We start from the raw sequence: 21,115 nt of genomic DNA on the forward strand, positions 1-21,115 counted from the left end.
TCGAGGTGGACGGCCTCGTCACCTGCCGTCCACCCGGCCGCCGAACGCGATTCACCCTCGCGGTCGCCGCGCTGCCTACCGTCGACCCGTCCCCCCAGACGAAGGTGGCCCTGCCATGCGCTCTCCGCATCCCCGTGTCCTTTCCGCCGCTCTGGCGACCGCGCTCGCCGCGGGCGCCGTGCCGGTGCTGTCCGCACCGGCCGTCGCGGCCGTCGCGACCTCGGCGCCGATCGTGGTGACGGAGATCGTCGCGGACAACCCGGGGGTCGACACGTGGGAGTACGTCGAGATCCACAACGTCTCGGATGCCGTGGTCGACCTGTCCGCGGCCGGGATCTCGTTCGCGTACTCCTACAGCGACTCGGCGGACCGCACGAGGGACGTCGCGCTCACCGCCGAACCGCTCACCCTCGCCGTCGGCGAGACCGCCCTCCTCTGGGTGAGCTACACCAACGCCAGCGTCGACACGTCGGTCCGGACCGTCGAGGAGTTCCGCGGCGCCCACAACGTGCCCGCCGACGTGCAGGTGGCCCGGCTGACGGGACAGGGGGGCATCGCGAACGGCGGGGACCGCGGCATCCGGGTTCTCGACGACGGCGAGCTCGTCTCGTGGTCGCATGCGCCCGCGGCCGGGTTCGGGGTGGGTCTCGCGACGCACTTCCGGCTGGCCGGCGACCCCGCCCAGCCCCGCCTCGACGTGTTCGGGGTCAACGCCGCCCCGTCTCCGGGCGCCGTGCTGCCCGAGGCGGTGACCCGCCCGGGGGCGACGCCGACGCCTGCGCCCAGCACTCCTGCACCGGAGCCGACGCCCCCTGCGCCGGAGCCGACGACCCCGGCGCCGGAGCCGACGACTCCTGCGCCGGAGCCGACGACGACCCCCGCACCGGAGCCGACGACCCCTGCGCCGCAGCCGACCCCCGCGCCGACCGGACCGACCGCTCCGCTGCAGGTGACGGAGCTCCTGCCCGACTCGACGAACGTCGGCGGATCGGACGGGTACGAGTTCATCGAGGTCTACAACGCCACCCGCGCGCCGATCGACTTCGGCGACTACGCGATCGACTACCTCTACCCCGTCGAGGGCACGGTGAGCCGGTGGCCGGCCGTGCCGGCGGACGTCGTCATCCCCGGCGGCGGGACCCTGGTCTTCTGGATCAAGAACGGCGCGAACGACGCGCTCACCGCCGAGGACTTCAACCGGCGCTTCGGTACCGCCCTCACCGCCGGGACGGACCTCGTCGAGATCTCGTCCGCCGGCATGGCCAACGGCAGCCCACGGGGCGTGCAGGTGGCGACGAACACCGGCCACGTCATCAGCACGGCGTTCTACAACCTCGACGGGCGCGACGACACGCAGGCCGACCGCGGCATCCGCTACACCACCGGGGACGACCTCGCACGTCAGCGTCTCGTCGACATCGTGCCGGCGACGCCCGGCGCCGTGCAGCCGGACCAGGTGCCCGCCGCGCTCGCCGACGTCCCGGCGGACGTCGAGGAGCCGCTGGTCGTGGACCGCACGCCGGGGGAGATCGCGACCGGTCAGGACTTCACCCTGGAATTCGCCCTCTCCGACGACGTGGACGTGCGGACCGCGACGCTCACGCTGGGGAACGACGTCGACCCGGAGCCCCTCCGCGTGAACCTCACCGACTCCGGCGACGGCGTCTACCGTCACACGGTGAAGGCCGTCGACCTCACCGGCAAGCGGTGGTACGCGTACACCGTCGAGGCGCGGGACGGGACGAACATCGCCCGCACCGCCGAACACCGTGTCACGGTGGCCGGCGTGTCGACGGACCCCGTCCGACTCAACCTGGACGAGGGCCGGTTCGTCAGCGGCAGCACCGAGGTCGTGGCATCCGGTGACGCCTACCCCAGCCCCCTCGCGCTGTCGATCGACGGTCGGACGGTGGAGACGACGCCCAGCCTCGAGGCGCGACCCATGTTCGTCTTCGAGGCGACCAACGTGAACTACTACTTCAAGAACGGTGTGCGCGTCGGCGACGAGGTGCTGACGATCTTCGACACGGGCACGGAAGGGTGGGAGACCATCGCGACGCCCGTGCCGTTGGAGCACGTCGTGCGCGGTGACGACCTGACCGTGTCCGTCTGGGCGGGGACGAAGAAGGCCCCGGAGATCGACCCGGACGAGAACAACGACGACTTCGAGATCCGCGGGCTCCGCCTCGTCCTCCCGGACGGACGCACGTTGACCCCGGCGGACTATGCCGACCCGGCGGCGATCCTCCGCATGGGTGACAGCGCCGGCAAGCTCGACTTCTTCGACGCGCGCTTCGACATCCCGGAGGACGCGTTCTCCGCCGTCTCCCACACGTGGGACACCGCCGCGCGCGCGGACGGCGACGCCGCGGTCTCCGCCACCGACGGAGACGAGACGGTGGCGCGCACGGTGCGTGTCGACAACACCGCCCCGGTCGTGACCTCGCGCATCGAGGACGGCACCGCCTACCGCGGCGTCATCGACATCGACGCCGCGGTGGAGGACACGGGCTCCGGCGTCGCCGCCGTGACGGCGCGCCTGGACGGTCGCGAGATCCCGCTCCCCTTCCAGACCTCGTCGGTCGATCTGGTCGCCGGTGACCACGTCCTCGAGATCGTCGCCACCGATGCCCTGGGCAACGCGGCGACGTGGAGCGCGACCTTCGAGACGTACGACGAGCAACCCGCCGCCGGTATGCTCGCTCCCGCCGAGGGCGCGGAGGTGACGGCCGGCGACGTGACGCTGCAGGCCAAGGTCGAGGATCCGCAGGGCGACGCCCTCGACGTGGCCTTCCTCGAAGGACGCCGTCTGGACCTCGCCGACGGCGACATCGAGGCGCAGTCGGGCACCGTGGCCGATGCGGCCGCCGTCGAGCGCGCCACCCCCGTCACGCTCTCGCCGGCTCAGGCCCGGACGCTGGCGGAGGTCGACGGCGCCGGCGACGACGTCGCCAGCCGGGAGGCCTTCCCGTACCAGGCGTTCGACATCGCCGTGGACTCCGCCGACGCGGGCGCGGAGGTCCGCGCGACGTGGGCGGGCCGCGCGAATGCGGGAGCGACCGTCATCCTGTCGGCGCTCCGCCCGGACGGGTCGGGGTGGGACGAGGTCGACCGGCACGTGGCGCTGACGGGCGACGAGGCCTTCACGCTCGACGGGGTCGTCCCCGTGGACGCGTACACGGTCGACGGGTCTGTGCGGATGCTCGTGCAGCACTCGGAGGGCTTCGCGGCCCCCGACCGGAGCACCCGCGACACCGCCGTGACGCCCCACAACCCCGCCGATGTGCCGCGATCGGAGTACGACTTCACGCTCGGGTGGGAGTCGGACACGCAGTACTACAACGAGAACACCCTCGAGGGCGGGCCGTACAGGCATCAGCAGGCGATCCACTCCTACTTCCTCGACCGGCGGGACGAGCTGAACCTGCAGTACGTGTTCCACACCGGCGACATCGTGGACGACTACGACCAGCTCGAGCAGTGGGACCGCGCGGACGTGGAGTACGCACGCCTGGATGCCGCGGGGCTTCCCTACGGCGTGCTCGCGGGGAACCACGACGTCGGCCACGACGTCGGCGACTACACGAACTTCGGCCGCTACTTCGGCGAGGCGCGGTTCGCGGACACCCCGTGGTACGGCGGGAGCTACGCCGACAACCGCGGGCACTACGACCTCGTGTCCGCCGGCGGCATCGACTTCCTCATGCTGTACACCGGTTGGCTGCCGGACGATGCGTCGATCGCGTGGATGAACGAGGTGCTGCAGCGTTACCCGGACCGTGTCGCGGTGATCGCCCAGCACGAGTTCATCCTCACCACGGGCGGTCTGGGGGCGATCCCGCAGCGTGTGCTCGACGAGGTCGTCGCCCCGAACCCGAACGTGCGGATGGTCATGTCCGGCCATTATCACGACGCGTTCCTCCGGACCGACGCGTTCGACGACGACGGGGACGGTATCGACGACCGCACCGTGTACTCGATGCTGTTCGACTACCAGGGCCTGCCCGAGGGCGGTCTCGGGTACCTGCGGCTGCTCCACTTCGACAACGAGGGCGAGCGCATGATGGTGCGCACCTACTCGCCGTCCCTCGACCGGTACAACGCCGACGAGCCGAGCCTGCTCGGACCCGCGGACGATCCTTACGTGAACCAGGAGTTCGAGCTCACCTACGACCAGCTCGGCATCGAACCCGTCGAGCGTCGGCTGGGAACCGATGCCTTCTCCGCCGAGATCCTGGGGGCGGCGGAGATCGCGTCGTTCTCCGACGTCGCCAGCGGAACGATCCTGTCCGCGTCGTGGCCGGTCGCCGAGCCGGGCGAACGGGGCTGGTACGTCCGGTCGAGCGACCCGTTCGGCGCGGTCGACTACTCGCGTGTGTCGTTGTTCTCCGTCCTCGCCGCGCCGGTCGAGCCGGGTGAGCCGGTCGAGCCCGGCGAGCCGGGGCTGCCGGGTGAGCCGGGGCTGCCGGGTGAGCCGGGGCTGCCGGGTGCGGGTGGGTCCGGCCAGCCGGGCGCGGACGGTGGCGCAGGTGCGCCGGGAGTCGGCGCCGGGGCGGGCGACACTCCGGGACGCAATCCGCTGGCGGTGACCGGAACGGATGCCGCGGCCTTCCTGCCCTGGGCCCTCGCTGCGGGGGTGCTCATGGCAGTGGGCGGTGTGCTCCTCCTCCTGCGCCGCCGGGCGCGGCGCTCCTGAGCCGCGCCGAGATCACGTGATCCCGCCGAGGTCACGTGATCCGGCGCGACCGAGCGTGGGATCTCGCCGAGACCACGTGATCTCGCGGACGGAGGACCGGGTGACGCCATCGATCCCGGGACAGAGTAAGGGCCGGTCGGAGAGGCTTCCGACCGGCCCTTGTCCCTTGCACCAAGAGTGTCCTGCAATCACATGTCGGTAGCTGCCACAGCAAAACAACTACCGTGCTTGCACTCTATAACGGTGAGATAACGGAAGGGAAGAGCTGTCGTTATGTTTCCGTGATGATTTTCCGTCGGCGGGTCCTCCGCGGTCTCAGCGCCCGCGGACGTGGTTCCACTGCGTGATGACCTCGGAGCCGTGCTCGAACCCCAGCTCGCTGACCGCCGAGGTGCCGAGGACGAAGTACCGCCCGCCGGCGGCGGTGAGACCGAGCCACACGCCGGCGAGGGCGCGGAGGACGTGGGCGTGCGAGAACACCAGGATCTGCTGTCCCGCCTGAACCCGCGGGCGGAGCTCGTCCAGGAGCGACGCGGCGCGCGCGGTGACCTGCGCGACGGTCTCGCCCGGCGTCGCCCCTGCGGGGGAGCCCGCCTGCCAGATCGTCCAGGGTCGGCCGAGCTGGGCGACGATCTGCGGCGTCGTCAGCCCCTCGTAGGCGCCGTAGTCCCACTCCACCAGCCGGGGCTCCGGCCGCGCCTGCGGGTACCCCGCTCGCCGCGCCGTCTCGACCGCGCGCTGCAGCGGGCTCGTCAGGACGAGGTCGTACGACCGTGTCGCGAGGAGCGTCCCCGCCAGCTCGGCCTTGTACGCGCCCGTCTCGGTCAGGGGGATGTCCGTGAGGCCGGTGTGCCGGCCGGAGCGACTCCATTCGGTCTCGCCGTGTCGCACGAGCACGAGGCGCCCGTCGGGTTCGGTCAGCTCGTCGTCCTTCATGCGTTCATCCTGCTCCCTCGCTGCCGGGTCAGGCGCCGACGGCATCCAGTGCCGCCCCCAGGTCGGCGAGCAGATCGTCGGGGTCCTCCAGCCCCACCGACAGGCGCAGGTGCCCGAAACGTCGAAACTCCTCGGGATACGTCGCCGTGCGGGGGCCGTCCGCCGCGGTGTGGACGATCAGGCTGTCGTCGTGGCCGAGGGAGAAGCCCGACGTGATGAGGCGGAGCGACGCGACGAACCGGTTCTGGGTGTCGGGGTCGCCGTCGACGGCGAACGCCATCATCCCGCCGTATCCCCGGTCGGCGAACTGCCGTCGCGCGACATCGTGGCCGGGATGGGAGGCGAGTCCCGGATAGGCGACGAACGCCACGCGCGGGTCCGCCGCGAGCATGTCGGCGATGCGCTGGGCCGACGCGAAGTGCTGACGGAGACGCAGCGGCAGCGTCACCGACCCGCGCTGGATCAACCAGGCGTTGAACGGGGAGATCACCCCGCCCACATCGACCATCGCGTCGGCCTTGATGGGCGCGATGAGCTCGGAACGCCCGATGACGGCACCTCCCATCGCGTCGCCGTGCCCGTTGATGTACTTCGTCAACGAGTGGACGACGAGGTCCGCGCCGTCGGCCAGGGGGCGGTAGAACGGCGGGGGAGTGAACGTCGAGTCGACCATCAGGACCGCGCCGGCCTCGTGCGCGATCCCGGCCAGCATCGCGATGTCAGCCACCTTCGTCGTCGGGTTGGCGACGGCCTCGACGCACAACAGCCGCGTCTCCGGGCGCATCGCCGCGCGCACGGCATCCGGATCCGTCACATCCACGAATGTGGCCTGGATGCCGTAGCGACGGGGCAGCAGCTCGGTCCACAGCCGCCAGGTGGCCTCGTAGACGACATCGCTGACGACGACGTGGTCGCCCGCCTGCACGTGGGTGAAGAACACGGCGTGCAGCGCCGCGACACCGGACGCGAGGGCGACGGCCTCCTCGCCACCGTCGAGAGCGGCGAGCTTCCGTTCCAGAGCGAGCTGGTTGTGTCCCGAGTTGCGGGTGTACAGGCCGGGCCCGGTCGCGGACCAGCTGATCTCGCTCGGATCGTCGGGCAGGGCGTACGAGTTCGCCATCACGAGCGGCGTGCGGAGCGCCCGGGTGCTGTCGAGCTCGATCCCGGCGTGCACGGCGAGGCTGGACTCGCGGAGGGTCGCGGCGTCGGAGCGGTCGGGGCGTGACGTCATCTCGGTGGCCTTCCTGTCGCGGCGACCGACGGAGGAGCGGGTGATCCGCGGCGTCGCTGCCGTCCACCGGGGTCGTCGTCCCAGCGTAGTGAGCGCCGCCGTCCGCTATTTCGATTACTCTGACCGGCGGCGTTCCCGAGCCCACCGGCCCCGGACGGCACCCGAACGAGAGAAGACCCATGAAGCGAACCGTCGCGCATCCCGCCGAGCAGTCCCCATCCGAGGAGTCGCCGCGGACGCTGCGCCGATCGATGGACGCGCGCCACCTGGTGATGATCGCGCTCGGCGGGGTCATCGGGTCCGGGCTCTTCCTCAGCTCCGGCTACACGATCCATCAGGCGGGGCCGCTCGGCGCCGTCATCGCCTACCTGCTCGGCGCGTTCGTCGTGTGGCTCGTCATGATGTGCCTCGGCGAGCTCGCGGTCGCCTACCCCGTGTCGGGGTCGCTGCACATCTACGCGGCCAGGACGATGGGGCCGGCGACGGGGTTCGCCACGGCGTGGATGTACTGGCTGTGCTGGGTCGTGGCGCTCGGCTCGGAGTTCACGGCATCCGGGATCCTCATGCAGCGGTGGTTCCCGCAGGTCGACGTGTGGGTCTGGTGTCTCGTCTTCGCCGGGGTGCTCTTCACCCTCAACGCCATCTCGGCGCGCGTGTTCGGCGAGACCGAGTTCTGGTTCGCGCTCATCAAGGTGGTGGCGATCGTCGCGCTGATCGTGCTCGGCGGGATGGCGATCTTCGGCTTCACCCCGCTGTCTGCGGAGAATCCGGGTGCCGTGCTGTTCAGCAACTTCACGACGCCCGAGGGGCTGCTCCCCGCGGGGATCGGCGGGGTGCTGATCACCTCCCTCGCGGTGTTCTACGCCTTCAGCGGCGCGGAGCTGGTGGGCGTCGCCGCCGGGGAGACGAAGGATCCCGCCCGCAACATCCCGCGTGCCCTGCGCTCGACGGTCGTCCGCCTGCTGGTGCTGTTTGTGTGCTCGATCGCCGTCATCGCCGCCCTGCTGCCCTACGAGCAGGCGGGTGTGACCTCGAGCCCGTTCGTCGACGTCTTCGAGTACGTCGGCGTCCCCTTCGCGGCGGACATCATGAACTTCGTCGTCATCACAGCCCTGCTGTCCGTCGGGAACAGCGGACTGTATTCCTGTGCGCGCATGCTCTTCTCGCTCGCCGAGGAGGGGCAGGCGCCCCGGGTGTTCACGCGACTCACGCGGCGCGGCATCCCGCTCCTCGCCCTGCTCGTGAGCCTGGGAGTCGGGCTGGTGTCGCTCATCTCCAGCGTGATCGCCGCCGAGACCGTCTATCTGGTACTGGTGTCGATCGCGGGCTTCGCGGCGGTGGCCGTGTGGATCTCGATCGTCGCCGCCCAGTTCTTCCACCGCCGTCAGTTCGTCGCCGGCGGGGGAGACCCCGCGACGCTGCCGTACCGCACGCCGTTCTACCCGGCCGTGCCAATCGTGGCGTTCGTGCTGCTCACGGCATCCATCGTGGCCATCGCCTTCGATCCCGCCCAGGCGCCGGCGCTGTACTTCGGCATCCCGTTCGTCCTGCTCTGCTACGGATACTTCTGGCTGCGCTACGGACGTCGCGGGCGCGTACCCGCGCCCGTCGTGAACGAAGAGGCGCCCGTCGACCGCCGCGACTGAGCCTCGGCCCTCACGTCCTGCCCGCGGAACGCTCCTCCTCGATGAGCCGCTTGGCGCGGGCCAGGCCCTCCGCCAGCGTCGAGCGGGCGGTGCCTTCGACGATGGGCTCGACGAAGCGCAGCAGACCCGTCGGCTCCGCCTCGAGCGAGCTGCGGACGCGGCATCCCGTGTCCGTCGCCTCGAGATCGAACCGCATGCGCGCCGGGAGGGTGCCGGAGTCGCTCTCGGCCGCCATCTCGCGCGGCGCGTCGAAGGCCGTCACACGCCATTCGAACTCGACCTCGCGTCCCATCACGCTCATGCGGGTGCGGATCCTGCTGCCGGGCGCGACCGGCGGGGGCGTCAGCAGCTGCTCCGACACGACCGTGTGATCCCACTGCGGACGCCGCGCCGGATCCGTCAGGAATGCGAACACCGCGTCCGGCGGACCGGCGATGTCGATGGTCTCCGTCACGTGGAACATGAGCGCCCCTTCCCCTCGGGTCGAGCCTGTCATGATCCCGGGCGCGGCGGGCCGGGTGGGGGTCGGGAAGGGGCAGAGGGGATGCCACCGGCTCGCGCTGTCCGCTTCCTGGTGGAGGCGAGGTCGGGAAGACGGCAGAATGACCGCGGGGGTGCGCCGTTCGGATGCGCGCCTCGGGACGGTTCCTCCCCAAGCGCAGACCGCCGTGAGTTGTCCACGGAAAGGGCATTTGACCTGGTCTTCGTCTGCGCATCGCCCTAGCGTGGGGACATGATTTCCACGCCTCCCGCGTTGCCCGGCCTCCCGGCACTCGACGCCCTCGCCGGAGTGGTCGACGAGGTCGTGACGGCCGAGGCGGCGGTCGCCGCAGCGGAGGCGCGGCGGGTGCGGGCGCTGGCGGCGGCGGGCCGGTACGCCCAGGAGGCGATGGCAGGGCAGAGGTCCCGCGTCCGGGCTTCCGAGATGGCGTTGCGAGAGGTGGCGTCGGAGATCGCGGCGGCGACCGCGCTGTCGGACCGGTCCGTCCAGCGGCAGATCGACGAGGCGATGACGCTGTCATCCTCCCTGCCGGGGGTCGTCGCCGCCTGGGAGGCGGGGGCGCTGTCCCGGTCGCACGTCCGCGTCATCGCGGATGTCGGCGCGCGGGTCCCTCCCGGGCGGAAGGGCGAATTCGACCGGCTGGCGGTGGAGGTGTCGCCGGGACTGTCGCCGGGGCGGTTGCGCACGACGCTGGCCGCGATGGCGGAACGGCTCCACCCCACGACGGTGACGCAACGTCACCGGGCCGCCCACGAGAGGCGCGGCGTTCGTCTCGTGCCGGGGACGGACGGCACCTCGGATCTGATCGCGACCCTCCATCCGGTGCACGCGGCGGCGATCTACGACCGTCTCACCCAGCAGGCTCACGCGCTCATCGACCTGCGGTCGGGCCCGGCGCTGGATGCCGCGGACGAAGCGACCCGTGCGTCAGAAAGGCCCACCGGAGAGGCGGTTCCGGACGGGCCGGACCCCGCGGACGAACGCACGACGGATCAGGTCAGGGCGGACATCCTCACCGACATGCTTCTCACCGCCGCGCCCGCCGCCGATCCCACGCGGGAGGGAGACGGGCCGGGGACGCTCGGGGCGATCCGCGCACGGGTGCAGGTCGTCGTGCCGGTCCTCACCATGCTCACCCCCGAATCGGAAAACCTCGCGCCCGCCGAGCTCGTGGGTCACGGGCCGGTCGACGTGGCGACCGCCCGCGCCCTCGCGGAGGCGACGACCGTGCCCTGGGACCGCGTCCTGACCCACCCGGTGACCGGTGAGGTGCTCGCCACCGACACATACCAACGGACAGCCGCCATCGACCGTCATCTGCGCGCTCGCGACCGTCGCTGCCGGTGGCCCGGCTGCACCGCCGCCGCCGTCCGGTGCGAGGTGGATCACACCCGGGATCACGCGCTCGGGGGAGCCACCCACGTCGGCAATCTCGCTCACCTGTGCCAGCGCCACCACAGCCAGAAGCAGTTCACGCGGTGGACGGTCCGCCAGCATCCCGGGGGAGTCCTGGAGTGGACCTCCCCCACGGGGCGCACGTACCTCGACGTTCCGGAGGCGTATCCCGCCGCCGTCGCTTTCGTCTCGACCGAGCTGGAGGGAACGGCGGCGGACGCCCGGGAGGAAGGCGACGTTAGGCGGGCGGATCGACCTGTCCAGCCCCCGGGCGGGGAGGACGACGGGGATACGCTCGTGCCGCCGGGGCGAAGGAGAACTCATGACCGCTGAACAAGAGCTCCCGAGCGTGTCCGCCGGTGGAGGGGTCGGGGCGGGTGCTGCAGGGACGGACCCCGCGGGGAAACCCGACCGGATCGACACCCTCGTCGTCGGGGCGGGCATCGCCGGCCTCACCGCCGCGCGACTCCTGCAGCGAGAGGGGCACCGCGTGGTCGTCCTGGAGGCGCGCAGCAGGGTGGGGGGACGCGTCTGGACCGATCGGACCGGCGGCCGCATCACCGACCGCGGCGCCTCGTGGATCCACGGCATCCACGACAGTCCAGTGGAGCAGGCGGCCCGGGCATTCGGGATGCGCATGGTCGAGTTCACAGTCGGCGGCTATCAGCCCGACAGCCGTCCGCTCACCTACTTCGAGGCCGCGGGGGCGCGCATGAGCCCCGACGCCGTCCGGCGCTACGCCGACGACATCCGCACCGTCAACACCGTGCTCGAACGCCTCATCTCAGACGCCGGATCCGAGGCGACCTTCGGTGACCTGGTGGAACGGGCTCTCGCCGAGCAGGACTGGTCGTCAGCGCGCGTCGAGAGCGTCCGCGAGTACAACGACCGCCGTGCGCAGGAGCAGTACGGTGTGGCGATGATGCATCTCGGTGCACACGGCCTCGACGACGACGTCATCGACGGACCCGAGGTGGTCTTCCCCGACGGGTACGACGAGCTCGCCTCGCGCCTGGCCGACGGACTGGACGTCCGCCTCGGTCATGCGGTCACCCGCGTCGCCTGGGCGTCCGAGGGGGTGGTCATCAGCACCGCGGACGCCTCCTTCGCCGCGGCGCGGACGATCGTCACCGTTCCGGTCGGGGTGCTTCAGGCGGGGGACCTGGTCCTCGAGCCGCCCCTGCCCCCGCGGCAGGCGCGCGCCCTCGCGCTGTTCCGCATGAACGCGTTCGAGAAGGTCGTCCTCCGCTTCCGCCAGCGGTTCTGGGAGGACGGGGTCTACGGCATCCGGCAGCTGGGGCCCGAGGGGGAATGGTGGCACTCCTGGTACGACCTGGGACGGCTCCACGACGAGCCGGCGCTCCTCACCTTCGCCGCGGGACCGGCGGCGATCGCCACGCGCGACTGGAGCGACGACGACATCGCCGCGTCCAGCGTCGCGCAGCTGCGCCGCCTCTACGGCGACGCCGTGCCGGACCCGACGAGCGTGGTGGTGACCCGCTGGCAGGACGACCCGTTCTCCCGAGGCTCGTACGCCTACATGCTGCCCGGCTCGGTGGGCGCCGACCACGACGTCCTGGCGGAACCCCTCCGCCCCGCGCCGTGCGGTCCGGCGGTCCTCCATCTCGCCGGAGAGGCCACGTGGGGCGATGATCCCGCCACGGTGCCGGCCGCTCTGCTCTCAGGTCATCGCGCCGCCCAGAACGTGCTCGAACGACCCGTTGCCGTCAGCGACCTCTGGGCGTGACGACGGAGACCTCTGAGTGTGACGACGAGCACGGGGCCCGGGACGACGAGGGCGAGCCGCGGGATCAGGACGGGTTCGGGCCGGTCGCCGCCGGGAGCTCCGGGTGGTTCGCCCACTGACTCCACGAGCCGACGAAGACCCGCGGCTCCAGACCCGCCAGAGCCAGAGCGACGGCCTGGTGCGCGGCCGTCACACCCGACCCGCAATAGACACCGACGCCGACGCCGTCCGCGGCGCCGAGCAGGCGGAACCGTTCCCGCAACGCCGGCGCTGCCAGGAACCGGCCGTCCGGTCCCAGGTTCTCGGTCGTCGGCGCGCTCACCGCCCCCGGCACATGACCCGCTCGCGGATCGACGGGCTCCACCTCCCCGCGGTACCGCTCCGCCGCACGCGCATCCAGCAGGAGGGAGTCGTCGGCGAAGGCCGCGACGTCCTCGAGCGCGAGCACGGGCAATGACGTGTACGACAACGAGACGGTCCCCGGCGCGGGCAGCGCCGCGGCGCCCGACTCGAGGGGGAGTCCCGCCTCGGTCCAGGTGCGCAGGGCTCCGTCGAGCAGACGCACGTCGGCGACGCCGGAGTGGCGGAGCAGCCACCACGCGCGGGCGCTCGACAGGTTGCTCAGGTCGTCGTACACGACGACGGTGTCACCGTCCGAGATGCCCCAGCGCCGCGCCGCGGCCTGCAGCTCGTCGACGGACGGCAGGGGATGCCGACCCTCCTCCGGCCCTGCGTGCCGCGCCAGCTCGACGTTCAGGTCGACGAACTGCGCCCCGGGGATGTGTCCGGCCTCGTACTCCGGCCGGCCGTCCGGCCGGTCGAGTCGCCACCGCACGTCCAGCACGCGGACACGGTCCGCACCGGGTCCGGTGAGAGCCTCGTGCAGGGCGGCGGCGGTGATGAGGATCGGCGCGGTCGACATGTCCCCAGTCTGGACCTCCGTCGCCCGCGACGCGTCCGGCCCGCGAAGGTCGTCAGCGGTCGGGGTTCGTCGCCGCGCCGTCGAGCCACAGGGTGGAGCTCGCATCCGCGTGCGTTCCGCCCGACCCGACGTGCTTCTCGCTGATCTGCGGACCCTTGGTGATGACGTGCACGAGCGCCATGCCGTGACCGCGCCCGAGGTCGTATTCCTCCTTGGCCCACTGCAGGATGGGCCCCGCCGTGGTCCCCGGTCCGAACCCGCGCTCCTCGGCGAGCGCGATCAACTGCCGCGGGGTGAGCCCCGTCTTCTTCTCGATGGTGTCGAGGTACGCCTGAAACGACATGACGGAAGGGTACTCCCGACGCGCTAGCGTCGAAGGATGGCCGTCTCGATCCATCGCGCCCCGGTCGCCGACATCCCCTCCGAGACGCTCTACCGGATCCTCTGGCTCCGGGTGAGCGTCTTCGTCGTCGAGCAGGAGGCCGCGTATCCGGAGATCGACGGTCGCGACATCGAGTCGGGCGCCGAGCTCCTCTGGGCGGAAGAGGACGGCGAGGTCCTCGCGACCCTGCGCATCCTCCGCGAGGCGGCGAACACGAGGATCGGCCGCGTCGCGACCTCCGCCGCGGCGCGTGGGCGCGGCCTGGCCGCCGATCTCATGCGCGCGGCGACCGGTCAGCTGGACGTCGACGCCCCCGGCATCCCGACCCTCCTCGACGCGCAGGCGCACCTCGCCGACTGGTACGCCCGCTTCGGATTCGTCGTCTCGGGCCCGCCGTTCGCCGAGGACGGCATCCCGCACCTGCCGATGCGTCGCACCCACCTGCGGACCGACCGGCTGCAGCTGCGCGAGTGGACCCGCACCGCGGAGGACCGGGACTTCCTCTTCGACATGTACCGCCGCACCGACGTCCGGCGCTTCCTCGGCGACGGACGGGTGATGACGGATGCCGCCGAGCTCGACGCCCTGCAGGACCGCTGGACCGCCCTCGCCGACGGGGTGCTCGGCGTCCGGGCCGTGACCCGGCACGACGGCCGGCGACTCGGATCGGTGCTGCTCAAGCGCATCCCCTGGTCGGAGGGGGCCGGCGGGGGCCGCGACGCCGAGATCGAGATCGGGTGGCACTTCCACCCCGACGCCTGGGGTGCCGGCTACGCCACCGAGGCGGCGCAGGCGGTCCTCTCCCTCGCCCACGCGTCCGGCATCCACCGGATCATCGCGGTCACGAACCCCGCCAACGCGGCATCCGGAGCCGTCGCCCGACGCCTCGGCATGAGGTCCGACGGGACGACGACCGACTACTACGACACCGCGTGCGCACTGTACGTCAGCGAGGCGCGGGAGTGAGGGGCCGCCGCCTCGTCCAGGGCGTCGCGGGGCTCGCGGCGCTGACGATCGCGCTCTCCGCATGCGGACTGTCGCTGCCGTTCTCCCTCGGCTTCGGGAGCGGATCGGACGGGACGTTCGACGGATCCGAGCTCACCGTGCCCGTCCTCCACAGCTCGGGCGCGAAGGGCGGCGTCACCACGCAGCGGATCACCGCGACGCCCGCGGACGGCGCCGGACTCAGCATCGACATCACCGAGAACGACGTCAGCGGCGTCGACGCGGTCACCCAGTCCGGGACGTGGGCGGCCGTCACCGCGGCGACCCTCCTCACCGGCGCACAGCCCGACACCGCGTACACCTTCGGCTTCGACGCGCGCATCGCGACGCCCGCCGCCGGTGCGATCACCGCCGTCGGCGTCCTGGCGCTGTACTTCGACACCGACGTCCAGCCGGGCGTCGCCCTCGCCGGAACCGTCACCCCCCTCGGCACCATCGGCCCGGTCGCGGGGCTTCCCGAGATGGTCTCGGCCGCCATCGACGCCGGGGGCATCGACACGATCCTCGTCCCCGCCGGGCAGCGGACGGCTCCGGATGCCACCGGCTCCCTCGTCGACCTCGACCAGCTCGCGGCGACCGGCGGCATGACCGTCTCCGAGGTCGCCGACGTGGCGACCGCGTACAGCGTCGTGACGGGGGCGGACCTCCCGGCATCCGTCTTCCCCACGCCGCCCGCCACGCCCACGCCGCTGCCGACCGTCGCGCCGGACGGCGATCAGGCCGCGGCCGGGGACGACGGCGGGGGAGGGGATGCCGCCGATGCCGGGCTGCGCGCGCTGACCGCGCGTCTGGAGACGGCCGTCGACGACCTGGCGGATCCGGCGGCTTCCGGCGCCGATCCCGGTCGGGCCACGGCGGCGACGGCCGCCGCTGATCGCGCGGCGGCGTTGCAGGAGGCCGGCGACGTGACGGGGGCCATCGAGGCGACGGCCGGCGCGCTCGACCTGGCGGCCGCGGCGACGGCTGCGCGGGTGTCGGCGACGGACGCGGCGCAGCTCGCCGACCGGACCGCCGCGGCCAGCGAGGCCCTGCTCGACCAGCTGTTCGCCGCGCCGCCCGCGTCTCTCGACGAGGCCGACGCCGTCCTGCGGGTCGCCCGTTCGGCCGTCGACGCGTATGCCCTGAGCCGGTTCGCCGCGCAGACCTTCGCCGCCACGGGCGGAGCCGACGCCGGGTCGGACACGACGGATGCCGGAACAGCCGCGTCCGCGACGACGGCGGCGGTCGTGGCCGCCTCGGCGCTGCAGGCGGCCGAGGACATCCGCCCGGACGGCGAGACGGGGGAGGGCGCCGACACGGATGCCGCTGGCGCGCTGGCGGACGGGGCGGACCTCACGGGGCTGGCGTCGCTGCTGCGTCGCGCGACCATCGCCACAGAGGATGCGGCGGCCGCCGTTCTTCCGACGGGGGACGCCGAGAGCGCCGGGGGGTCGACGGATGCCGCCGACCTCCTCCCGCTTCGCCTCGCGGCGATCGACGCGGCCCGTGAGGACCTGACCGCCCTCGCCACGGCCGCGGACGGTGCCGGGGACGGCGCGGCCGACGGCCCTGCGTCGGGGGGCTGGGCCGCGCTGAGCGTCGCGACGTCGATCTACGTCCTCTGCGCCCCCGTCCTGACCATGGTGCCGGACGGCGTGCCGCTCGGCCGCGCCGCGGACGGCACCCTCCGCGACACCACTGCGGAGGACGCCGCGGACGGCAATGCCGTCCTGACGCGGGCAGCCGTGGCCGAGGAATGGACGGTCCACGCGATCGAGGCCGTGCAGACCGGCGGCGCCGACGCCGCCTTCCTCCGCGGTGCGTTCGCGGATGCCGCCCTGCGGTCGTCCGCCGCGACCGCCGCGAGCCCGACGGACCCTGCTCCGACGGACACCGACGCGCCGTACATCGCCCCGTTCGTCACGGCGCGCGTGCTCGCGTTCGCCGCGGGAGCCGAACGGTCCTGACGGCGGCGGACGGTCGGGGCCGGCCCCTCGGGGCCGCCGCCGGTCGTCGCGGCGACTGTCAGTGCGGGGCGTGGTACTCGCTCGTCCCGCGCTTCCAGTACCCCTTCACGACCGTCATGGCGGGGTCGAGCGCCCAGCGATCCCGCAGCAGCGCGCGGCCGGACCGCACGATGGACTGCTCGGCCGCGACGAAGCCGAACACGTTGCCGTCGGGGCGCTCTTCGACGTCGAGCGCGTCGAGCCAGTCCGCCAGCTCGGTCCCGGCGGGGCGGGTTCCGCGGTGCAGCTGCACCACCTCGACCCCGGCCGGCGCGTCGACCGGGAGGTCGTGAGCCGCATCGGGCACCTCGATGGCGATGCGCCCGACGGCGGCGGCATCCATCGTCCGGACGAACCGGCGGATCGCGGGCACCGCGGTCTCGTCGCCGGCGAGGAGCCAGCCGTCGGGGCGACCGACCAGGACGAGGGATCCGCGCGGGCCGCCCACCCCCGCCGGCGCTCCGATCGGCGCCTCGGCCGCCCATCTGCCTGCGACGCCGTCGCCGTGCAGGGCGAACTCGAGGTCGAGGCGTCCGTCCGCGGCGTCCCAGTCGACCGGGGTGTATTCGCGGTTCGGCGCCTCGCGGAGGTCGCCCGTGACGGCGCCGGCCTCGGGGAAGAACACCCGGATGTGGTCGTCCGCGCCGGGCGAGTCGAAGCCGCGCAGCTCCTCGCCGACCAGTCGGAGACGCACGTACGCGGGCGTCAGGAACGTCCGACGGGCGAGCGTCGCGCGGCGGAAGACGAGGTCGTGCCGCCGGGGCTCGAGGCGCGCCGCGGAGGGAGGCGTCGAAGAAAGAGGGGCGGCGAGACGGTTCGACATTTTCACGAAGCTAAGGCTAACCTAACTCGCATGCCGGCCCTCTGGGAGGTGCTCGGCCCCCATCACACACACAGCACTGGAGAGATACGCATGCGATCACGCACGTTCCGTTCTGTCACCGCGGCGGCGGCCCTCGCCGTCACCGCGCTCGCCTTCGCCGGATGCGCCAGCGGTCCGTCCGCGGAAGCGCCGGACGCCTCGGCCGCTCCCACCACGGTGACCGTCGAGGACAACCACGGCGAGATCGAGGTGCCCGTCGACCCGGAACGCGTGGTCGCGCTCGACAACACGACCTTCCAGACCCTCAGCGACTGGGGAGTGACGCTCGTCGCCGCGCCCAAGCCGCTGATGCACGGCCTGTGGCCCGACCTCTCCGGCGGCGACGAGGTGCTCGACGCGGGCCTGCACCGCGAGCCGGACGTCGAGGCGATCGTCGCGGCCGAGCCTGACCTCATCATCGGCGGCTACCGCTTCCGGGAGCTCTACGACCAGCTCAAGGAGATCCAGCCCGCCACGATCGAGACCAGCCCGCGCGACGGCGAGGACCAGTCCTCCGAGTTGAAGCGGCAGACCACGATCCTCGGCGAGGTCTTCGACAAGCAGGCCGAGGCGGCCCAGCTCAACGCCGACCTCGACACCGCGATCGCCGATGCGAAGGACGCGTACGACCCGTCGCAGACGGTCATGGGCCTCATCACCTCCGGCGGCAAGATCGCCTACGCCGCCCCCGGCGAGGGCCGCGGCGTCGGGACCCTGTTCCCGACGCTCGGTCTCACCCCCGCGCTCGAGCGCTCGGCCGAGGACTCGTCGCACGGCGATGACATCAGCGTCGAGGCGATCGCCGCGGCCAACCCGGAGTGGCTCTTCGTGCTCGACCGGGACGCCCCGCTGGGAGTGGAGAACTACGTCGGAGCCGCAGAGCTCATCGAGAACGCGGAGGCGCTGAAGAACGTCCCCGCCGTGCAGAAGGGCCAGATCGTCTACCTCGACGGCAGCTTCTACCTCGACGAGGGCATCCAGGCGTACACGAAGCTGTACCGCCAGGCCGCCGAGGCCTTCGCCTCCTGAGCACCGGTGGGGGCCCGGAACGCCGGGCCCCCACCTCCGCCATGATCGACACGAGAACTCCCCCCGCGCCCCCGAGGCTCCGACGTCTCGCGCTTCCCGCCGCCCTCCTGGGTGTCGCCGCCCTCGTCGTGCTGTCGCTGTTCGTCGGCGCCTACGACCTCACCGCCGACGACTTCGGCAGCGAGATGTTCCTCATCTCACGGGTGCCCCGCACCGTCGCGCTCGTGCTGGCCGGCTGCGCCATGGCCGTCTCGGGCCTCATCATGCAGCTGCTCACCCAGAACCGCTTCGTCGAGCCGTCCACCACCGGCACGACGGAGTGGGCCGCGCTCGGCCTGCTCGCCACCGTGCTGCTCTTCCCGACCGCGCCGCTCTCCGTGCGTATGATCGCGGCCTCCGTCGCCGCGTTCGTCGGGACCATGATCTTCATCGGCATCCTGCGCCGCATCTCGCTGCGCTCCTCGCTGGTGGTCCCGTTGATCGGCATCATGCTCGGCGCGGTCGTCTCGGCGTTCACGACCTACCTCGCCGTCTCGACCAACTCCCTGCAGATGCTCGGCACGTGGTTCATGGGCAGCTTCACCTCGATCGTCCGAGGTCGCTACGAGGTGCTGTGGATCGTCGCGATCGTGGTGCTGCTGGTCTTCCTCTACGCCGACCGCATCACCGTCGCGGGCCTCGGCCGCGACATCGCCACGTCGGTGGGGCTCGATCACACCCGCGTCCTGCTCGTCGGCACGGGTCTCGTGGCCGTCGCCACGGGCGTCACGACGGTCGTCGTCGGCTTCCTGCCCTTCCTCGGCCTGGTCGTCCCCAACCTCGTCTCGATGTGGCGCGGCGACAACGCCCGCGCGAACCTCCCCTGGGTGTGCCTCGGGGGCGTCGCGATCGTCATCGTGTGCGACATCGTCGGACGCGTCATCCGGATGCCCTTCGAGGTCCCCGTCTCGATGATCCTCGGCGTCGTCGGCGCCGCGGTGTTCATCACCCTGCTGCTGAGGATGCGTGCCCGTGGCTGACACCCTGACCCGCCCGGCCCCGACCGTCGCGGCCCGGCGTCCGCGGATCGCCCTGCGATTCGGCATCCTGGCCCTCATCGTGATCGTCGCGGCCGTGGGGGTGCTCACCTGGGACGTCCCCGGGACGCCCGGTTCGCGCGGCTTCTGGATCGCGATGGACCTGCGCGTGGTCAGTGTGGCCACGATCGCCCTCGTCGCCTGCTGCCAGGCCGTCGCGACCGTGCTGTTCCACACGGCGACGGCCAACCGCATCCTGACCCCGTCGATCATGGGCTTCGACGCCCTCTACGTCGTCATGCAGACCGCGCTCGTGTTCTTCTTCGGCAGCGCCGCGCTGTCGGCGACGGACGGATTGCTGAAGGTCGTCGTCCAGAGCGTCCTGATGGTCGGGTTCGCGACGCTGCTGTACGGCTGGCTGTTCGCCGGCCGCCGCGGCAACCTCCACATCATGCTGCTCGTGGGCGTCGTGCTCGGCGTCGGGTTCGGTTCGCTCTCGACCGTCATGCAGCGGCTGCTCACCCCCAGCGACTTCGACATCCTCTCCGCGCGGCTGTTCGGCAACCTGTCGAACTCGGATGCCGACTACCTCCCCTGGGGCGCCCTGGTCGTGGCCGTGGTGCTCGTCCTCGTCTGGCGGGCACGGCACCGTCTCGACGTGCTCGCGCTCGGACGGGAGGCGTCCATCAACCTCGGTCTGGCCTACCGGCGCGAGGTCATCCGGATGCTCGTCCTCGTGGCGGTGCTGATCTCCGTCTCGACGACCATGGTGGGGCCGATGACGTTCTTCGGCTTCATCGTCGCGACGCTGGCCTACCAGCTCGCCGGCTCGTCGCAGCACCGGGTGGTCCTGCCGTTCGCGGTGCTGCTCGGCATGGCCACCCTGCTGACCGGCTACTTCGTGCTGCGCCACGTCTTCTACGCCGCCGGGATGCTGTCGATCATCATCGAGTTCGCCGGCGGCCTGTTCTTCCTCGTCTACCTCCTGCGAAAGGGCGCGCTGTGATCCGCCTCACCGACGTCTCCATGACCTACGGCGACCTGACCGTGCTGGGGCCGGTCGACCTCGACATCCCCGCCGGGGGCATCACGGCGCTCGTCGGCCCCAACGGGGCGGGCAAGTCCACGATGCTCACCGTCATCGGGCGGCTCGCCACCCCCTCGACCGGTCGCGCCGAGATCGCCGGGCACGACGTGGCGACCACCCCCGGCCGCACTCTCGCGAAGATCGTGTCGATCCTGCGGCAGGAGAACCACTTCGTCACCAGGCTCACGGTGCGCGAGCTCGTGGGGTTCGGGCGCTTCCCCCATTCGCAGGGGCGCCTGACGGCGCAGGACCACGAGAAGATCGACGAGGCCATCGCGTTCCTCGACCTCACCGACCTGGCCGGCCGCTACCTCGATCAGCTGTCGGGCGGGCAGCGGCAGCGCGCCTACGTCGCCATGGTGCTCGCCCAGGACACGGACTACATCCTCCTCGACGAGCCGCTGAACAACCTCGACATGAAGCACGCCGTCGCCATGATGCAGCAGCTGCGGCGGGCGGCCGACGAGCTGGGCAAGACGATCGTCATCGTCATCCACGACATCAACTTCGCGGCCGCGTACGCCGACCGCATCATCGCCCTCTCCGACGGGCGGGTCGTGCACGAGGGGACGCCCGTCGAGCTCATGACGCCGGACACGCTCGAGGAGGTGTTCGGGACGGCCGTCGAGATCCGCCGCGACGGGGCCTACCCCGTGGCGGTCTACTACCGCTGA

The 21,115-nt window shown here is 72.0% G+C and carries 16 protein-coding genes; 10 read left to right on the forward strand and 6 right to left on the reverse strand.

Annotation, left to right across the window (positions count from 1 at the left end; all coding sequences use genetic code 11):
* Positions 1 to 115 precede the first annotated feature (115 nt).
* Positions 116 to 4,696, forward strand: coding sequence for a metallophosphoesterase (locus tag MRBLMI1_RS11960; RefSeq protein ID WP_367733096.1), 4,581 nt, complete (start codon positions 116 to 118; stop codon positions 4,694 to 4,696).
* Between the two features lie 315 nt (positions 4,697 to 5,011).
* Here the strand turns inward: MRBLMI1_RS11960 and MRBLMI1_RS11965 are convergent, their stop codons facing one another.
* Positions 5,012 to 5,632 carry a histidine phosphatase family protein gene (locus MRBLMI1_RS11965; protein ID WP_367733099.1) on the reverse strand — a complete coding sequence of 207 codons (621 nt, stop codon included), beginning with the start codon at positions 5,630 to 5,632 and terminating at the stop codon, positions 5,012 to 5,014.
* Positions 5,633 to 5,660: 28 nt separating this feature from the next.
* A complete protein-coding gene (locus MRBLMI1_RS11970; RefSeq protein ID WP_367733101.1) occupies positions 5,661 to 6,863 on the reverse strand; it encodes a trans-sulfuration enzyme family protein in 1,203 nt (400 codons plus the stop codon).
* Between the two features lie 179 nt (positions 6,864 to 7,042).
* Between MRBLMI1_RS11970 and MRBLMI1_RS11975 the strand changes: the two genes are divergently transcribed.
* Entirely contained in the window at positions 7,043 to 8,509 is a 1,467-nt protein-coding gene (locus MRBLMI1_RS11975) for an amino acid permease (protein ID WP_367733103.1), read from the forward strand.
* A gap of 10 nt (positions 8,510 to 8,519) precedes the next feature.
* On the opposite strand, the gene MRBLMI1_RS11980 is transcribed toward MRBLMI1_RS11975, so the two are convergent.
* Entirely contained in the window at positions 8,520 to 8,972 is a 453-nt protein-coding gene (locus MRBLMI1_RS11980) for an SRPBCC family protein (protein WP_367733105.1), read from the reverse strand.
* 270 nt (positions 8,973 to 9,242) lie between these two features.
* On the opposite strand from MRBLMI1_RS11980, the gene MRBLMI1_RS11985 reads away from it, so the two are divergent.
* Both MRBLMI1_RS11985 and MRBLMI1_RS11990 read left to right on the forward strand, forming a co-directional pair.
* Entirely contained in the window at positions 9,243 to 10,739 is a 1,497-nt protein-coding gene (locus MRBLMI1_RS11985; RefSeq protein WP_367733107.1) for an HNH endonuclease signature motif containing protein, read from the forward strand.
* Positions 10,729 to 12,153, forward strand: a complete 1,425-nt coding sequence (locus tag MRBLMI1_RS11990; RefSeq protein ID WP_367733110.1) for a flavin monoamine oxidase family protein — start codon at positions 10,729 to 10,731, stop codon at positions 12,151 to 12,153. The genes MRBLMI1_RS11985 and MRBLMI1_RS11990 overlap by 11 nt, the downstream gene beginning before the upstream one ends.
* A 64-nt stretch (positions 12,154 to 12,217) precedes the next feature.
* On the opposite strand, the gene MRBLMI1_RS11995 is transcribed toward MRBLMI1_RS11990, so the two are convergent.
* Both MRBLMI1_RS11995 and MRBLMI1_RS12000 read right to left on the reverse strand, forming a co-directional pair.
* On the reverse strand, positions 12,218 to 13,075 hold the full coding sequence (locus MRBLMI1_RS11995; RefSeq protein ID WP_367733112.1) for a sulfurtransferase: 858 nt from the start codon (positions 13,073 to 13,075) through the stop codon (positions 12,218 to 12,220).
* Positions 13,076 to 13,127: 52 nt separating this feature from the next.
* Positions 13,128 to 13,418, reverse strand: a complete 291-nt coding sequence (locus MRBLMI1_RS12000; protein WP_367733114.1) for a DUF4287 domain-containing protein — start codon at positions 13,416 to 13,418, stop codon at positions 13,128 to 13,130.
* A gap of 36 nt (positions 13,419 to 13,454) precedes the next feature.
* Here MRBLMI1_RS12000 and MRBLMI1_RS12005 point away from each other — a divergent pair, with 36 nt between their 5' ends.
* Entirely contained in the window at positions 13,455 to 14,423 is a 969-nt protein-coding gene (locus MRBLMI1_RS12005) for a GNAT family N-acetyltransferase (RefSeq protein ID WP_367733116.1), read from the forward strand.
* Positions 14,420 to 16,408: a hypothetical protein gene (locus MRBLMI1_RS12010; protein WP_367733118.1), complete on the forward strand. Its 1,989-nt coding sequence runs from the start codon at positions 14,420 to 14,422 to the stop codon at positions 16,406 to 16,408. Before MRBLMI1_RS12005 ends, MRBLMI1_RS12010 begins: the two co-directional genes overlap by 4 nt.
* A gap of 58 nt (positions 16,409 to 16,466) precedes the next feature.
* On the opposite strand, the gene MRBLMI1_RS12015 is transcribed toward MRBLMI1_RS12010, so the two are convergent.
* On the reverse strand, positions 16,467 to 17,270 hold the full coding sequence (locus MRBLMI1_RS12015) for a siderophore-interacting protein (RefSeq protein ID WP_367733120.1): 804 nt from the start codon (positions 17,268 to 17,270) through the stop codon (positions 16,467 to 16,469).
* A gap of 90 nt (positions 17,271 to 17,360) precedes the next feature.
* Between MRBLMI1_RS12015 and MRBLMI1_RS12020 the strand changes: the two genes are divergently transcribed.
* From MRBLMI1_RS12020 to MRBLMI1_RS12035, 4 genes are read left to right on the forward strand one after another with little or no spacing between them, the layout of a single operon-like run.
* Entirely contained in the window at positions 17,361 to 18,338 is a 978-nt protein-coding gene (locus MRBLMI1_RS12020; RefSeq protein WP_367733122.1) for a siderophore ABC transporter substrate-binding protein, read from the forward strand.
* A gap of 41 nt (positions 18,339 to 18,379) precedes the next feature.
* The gene (locus MRBLMI1_RS12025; RefSeq protein ID WP_367733129.1) at positions 18,380 to 19,357 is read left to right on the forward strand and encodes an ABC transporter permease; all 978 of its coding nucleotides are present in this window, start codon (positions 18,380 to 18,382) and stop codon (positions 19,355 to 19,357) included.
* Positions 19,350 to 20,360, forward strand: coding sequence for an iron chelate uptake ABC transporter family permease subunit (locus MRBLMI1_RS12030; RefSeq protein ID WP_367733131.1), 1,011 nt, complete (start codon positions 19,350 to 19,352; stop codon positions 20,358 to 20,360). Before MRBLMI1_RS12025 ends, MRBLMI1_RS12030 begins: the two co-directional genes overlap by 8 nt.
* Positions 20,357 to 21,115: an ABC transporter ATP-binding protein gene (locus MRBLMI1_RS12035; protein ID WP_367733133.1), complete on the forward strand. Its 759-nt coding sequence runs from the start codon at positions 20,357 to 20,359 to the stop codon at positions 21,113 to 21,115. Before MRBLMI1_RS12030 ends, MRBLMI1_RS12035 begins: the two co-directional genes overlap by 4 nt.

The organism is Microbacterium sp. LMI1-1-1.1 (genome assembly GCF_040815675.1).
Classification (GTDB): Bacteria; Actinomycetota; Actinomycetes; order Actinomycetales; family Microbacteriaceae; genus Microbacterium.

Bases quoted from the DNA above. Each gene is read 5' to 3' on its own strand.
- MRBLMI1_RS11985 (WP_367733107.1), top strand. From the start codon at position 9,243: ATGATTTCCACGCCTCCCGCGTTGCCCGGCCTCCCGGCACTCGACGCC.
- MRBLMI1_RS11990 (WP_367733110.1), top strand. From the start codon at position 10,729: ATGACCGCTGAACAAGAGCTCCCGAGCGTGTCCGCCGGTGGAGGGGTC.
- MRBLMI1_RS12005 (WP_367733116.1), top strand. From the start codon at position 13,455: ATGGCCGTCTCGATCCATCGCGCCCCGGTCGCCGACATCCCCTCCGAG.
- MRBLMI1_RS11975 (WP_367733103.1), top strand. From the start codon at position 7,043: ATGAAGCGAACCGTCGCGCATCCCGCCGAGCAGTCCCCATCCGAGGAG.
- MRBLMI1_RS11995 (WP_367733112.1), bottom strand. From the start codon at position 13,075: ATGTCGACCGCGCCGATCCTCATCACCGCCGCCGCCCTGCACGAGGCT.
- MRBLMI1_RS11965 (WP_367733099.1), bottom strand. From the start codon at position 5,632: ATGAAGGACGACGAGCTGACCGAACCCGACGGGCGCCTCGTGCTCGTG.
- MRBLMI1_RS12015 (WP_367733120.1), bottom strand. From the start codon at position 17,270: ATGTCGAACCGTCTCGCCGCCCCTCTTTCTTCGACGCCTCCCTCCGCG.
- MRBLMI1_RS12020 (WP_367733122.1), top strand. From the start codon at position 17,361: ATGCGATCACGCACGTTCCGTTCTGTCACCGCGGCGGCGGCCCTCGCC.
- MRBLMI1_RS11960 (WP_367733096.1), top strand. From the start codon at position 116: ATGCGCTCTCCGCATCCCCGTGTCCTTTCCGCCGCTCTGGCGACCGCG.
- MRBLMI1_RS12025 (WP_367733129.1), top strand. From the start codon at position 18,380: ATGATCGACACGAGAACTCCCCCCGCGCCCCCGAGGCTCCGACGTCTC.
- MRBLMI1_RS11970 (WP_367733101.1), bottom strand. From the start codon at position 6,863: ATGACGTCACGCCCCGACCGCTCCGACGCCGCGACCCTCCGCGAGTCC.
- MRBLMI1_RS11980 (WP_367733105.1), bottom strand. From the start codon at position 8,972: ATGTTCCACGTGACGGAGACCATCGACATCGCCGGTCCGCCGGACGCG.
- MRBLMI1_RS12000 (WP_367733114.1), bottom strand. From the start codon at position 13,418: ATGTCGTTTCAGGCGTACCTCGACACCATCGAGAAGAAGACGGGGCTC.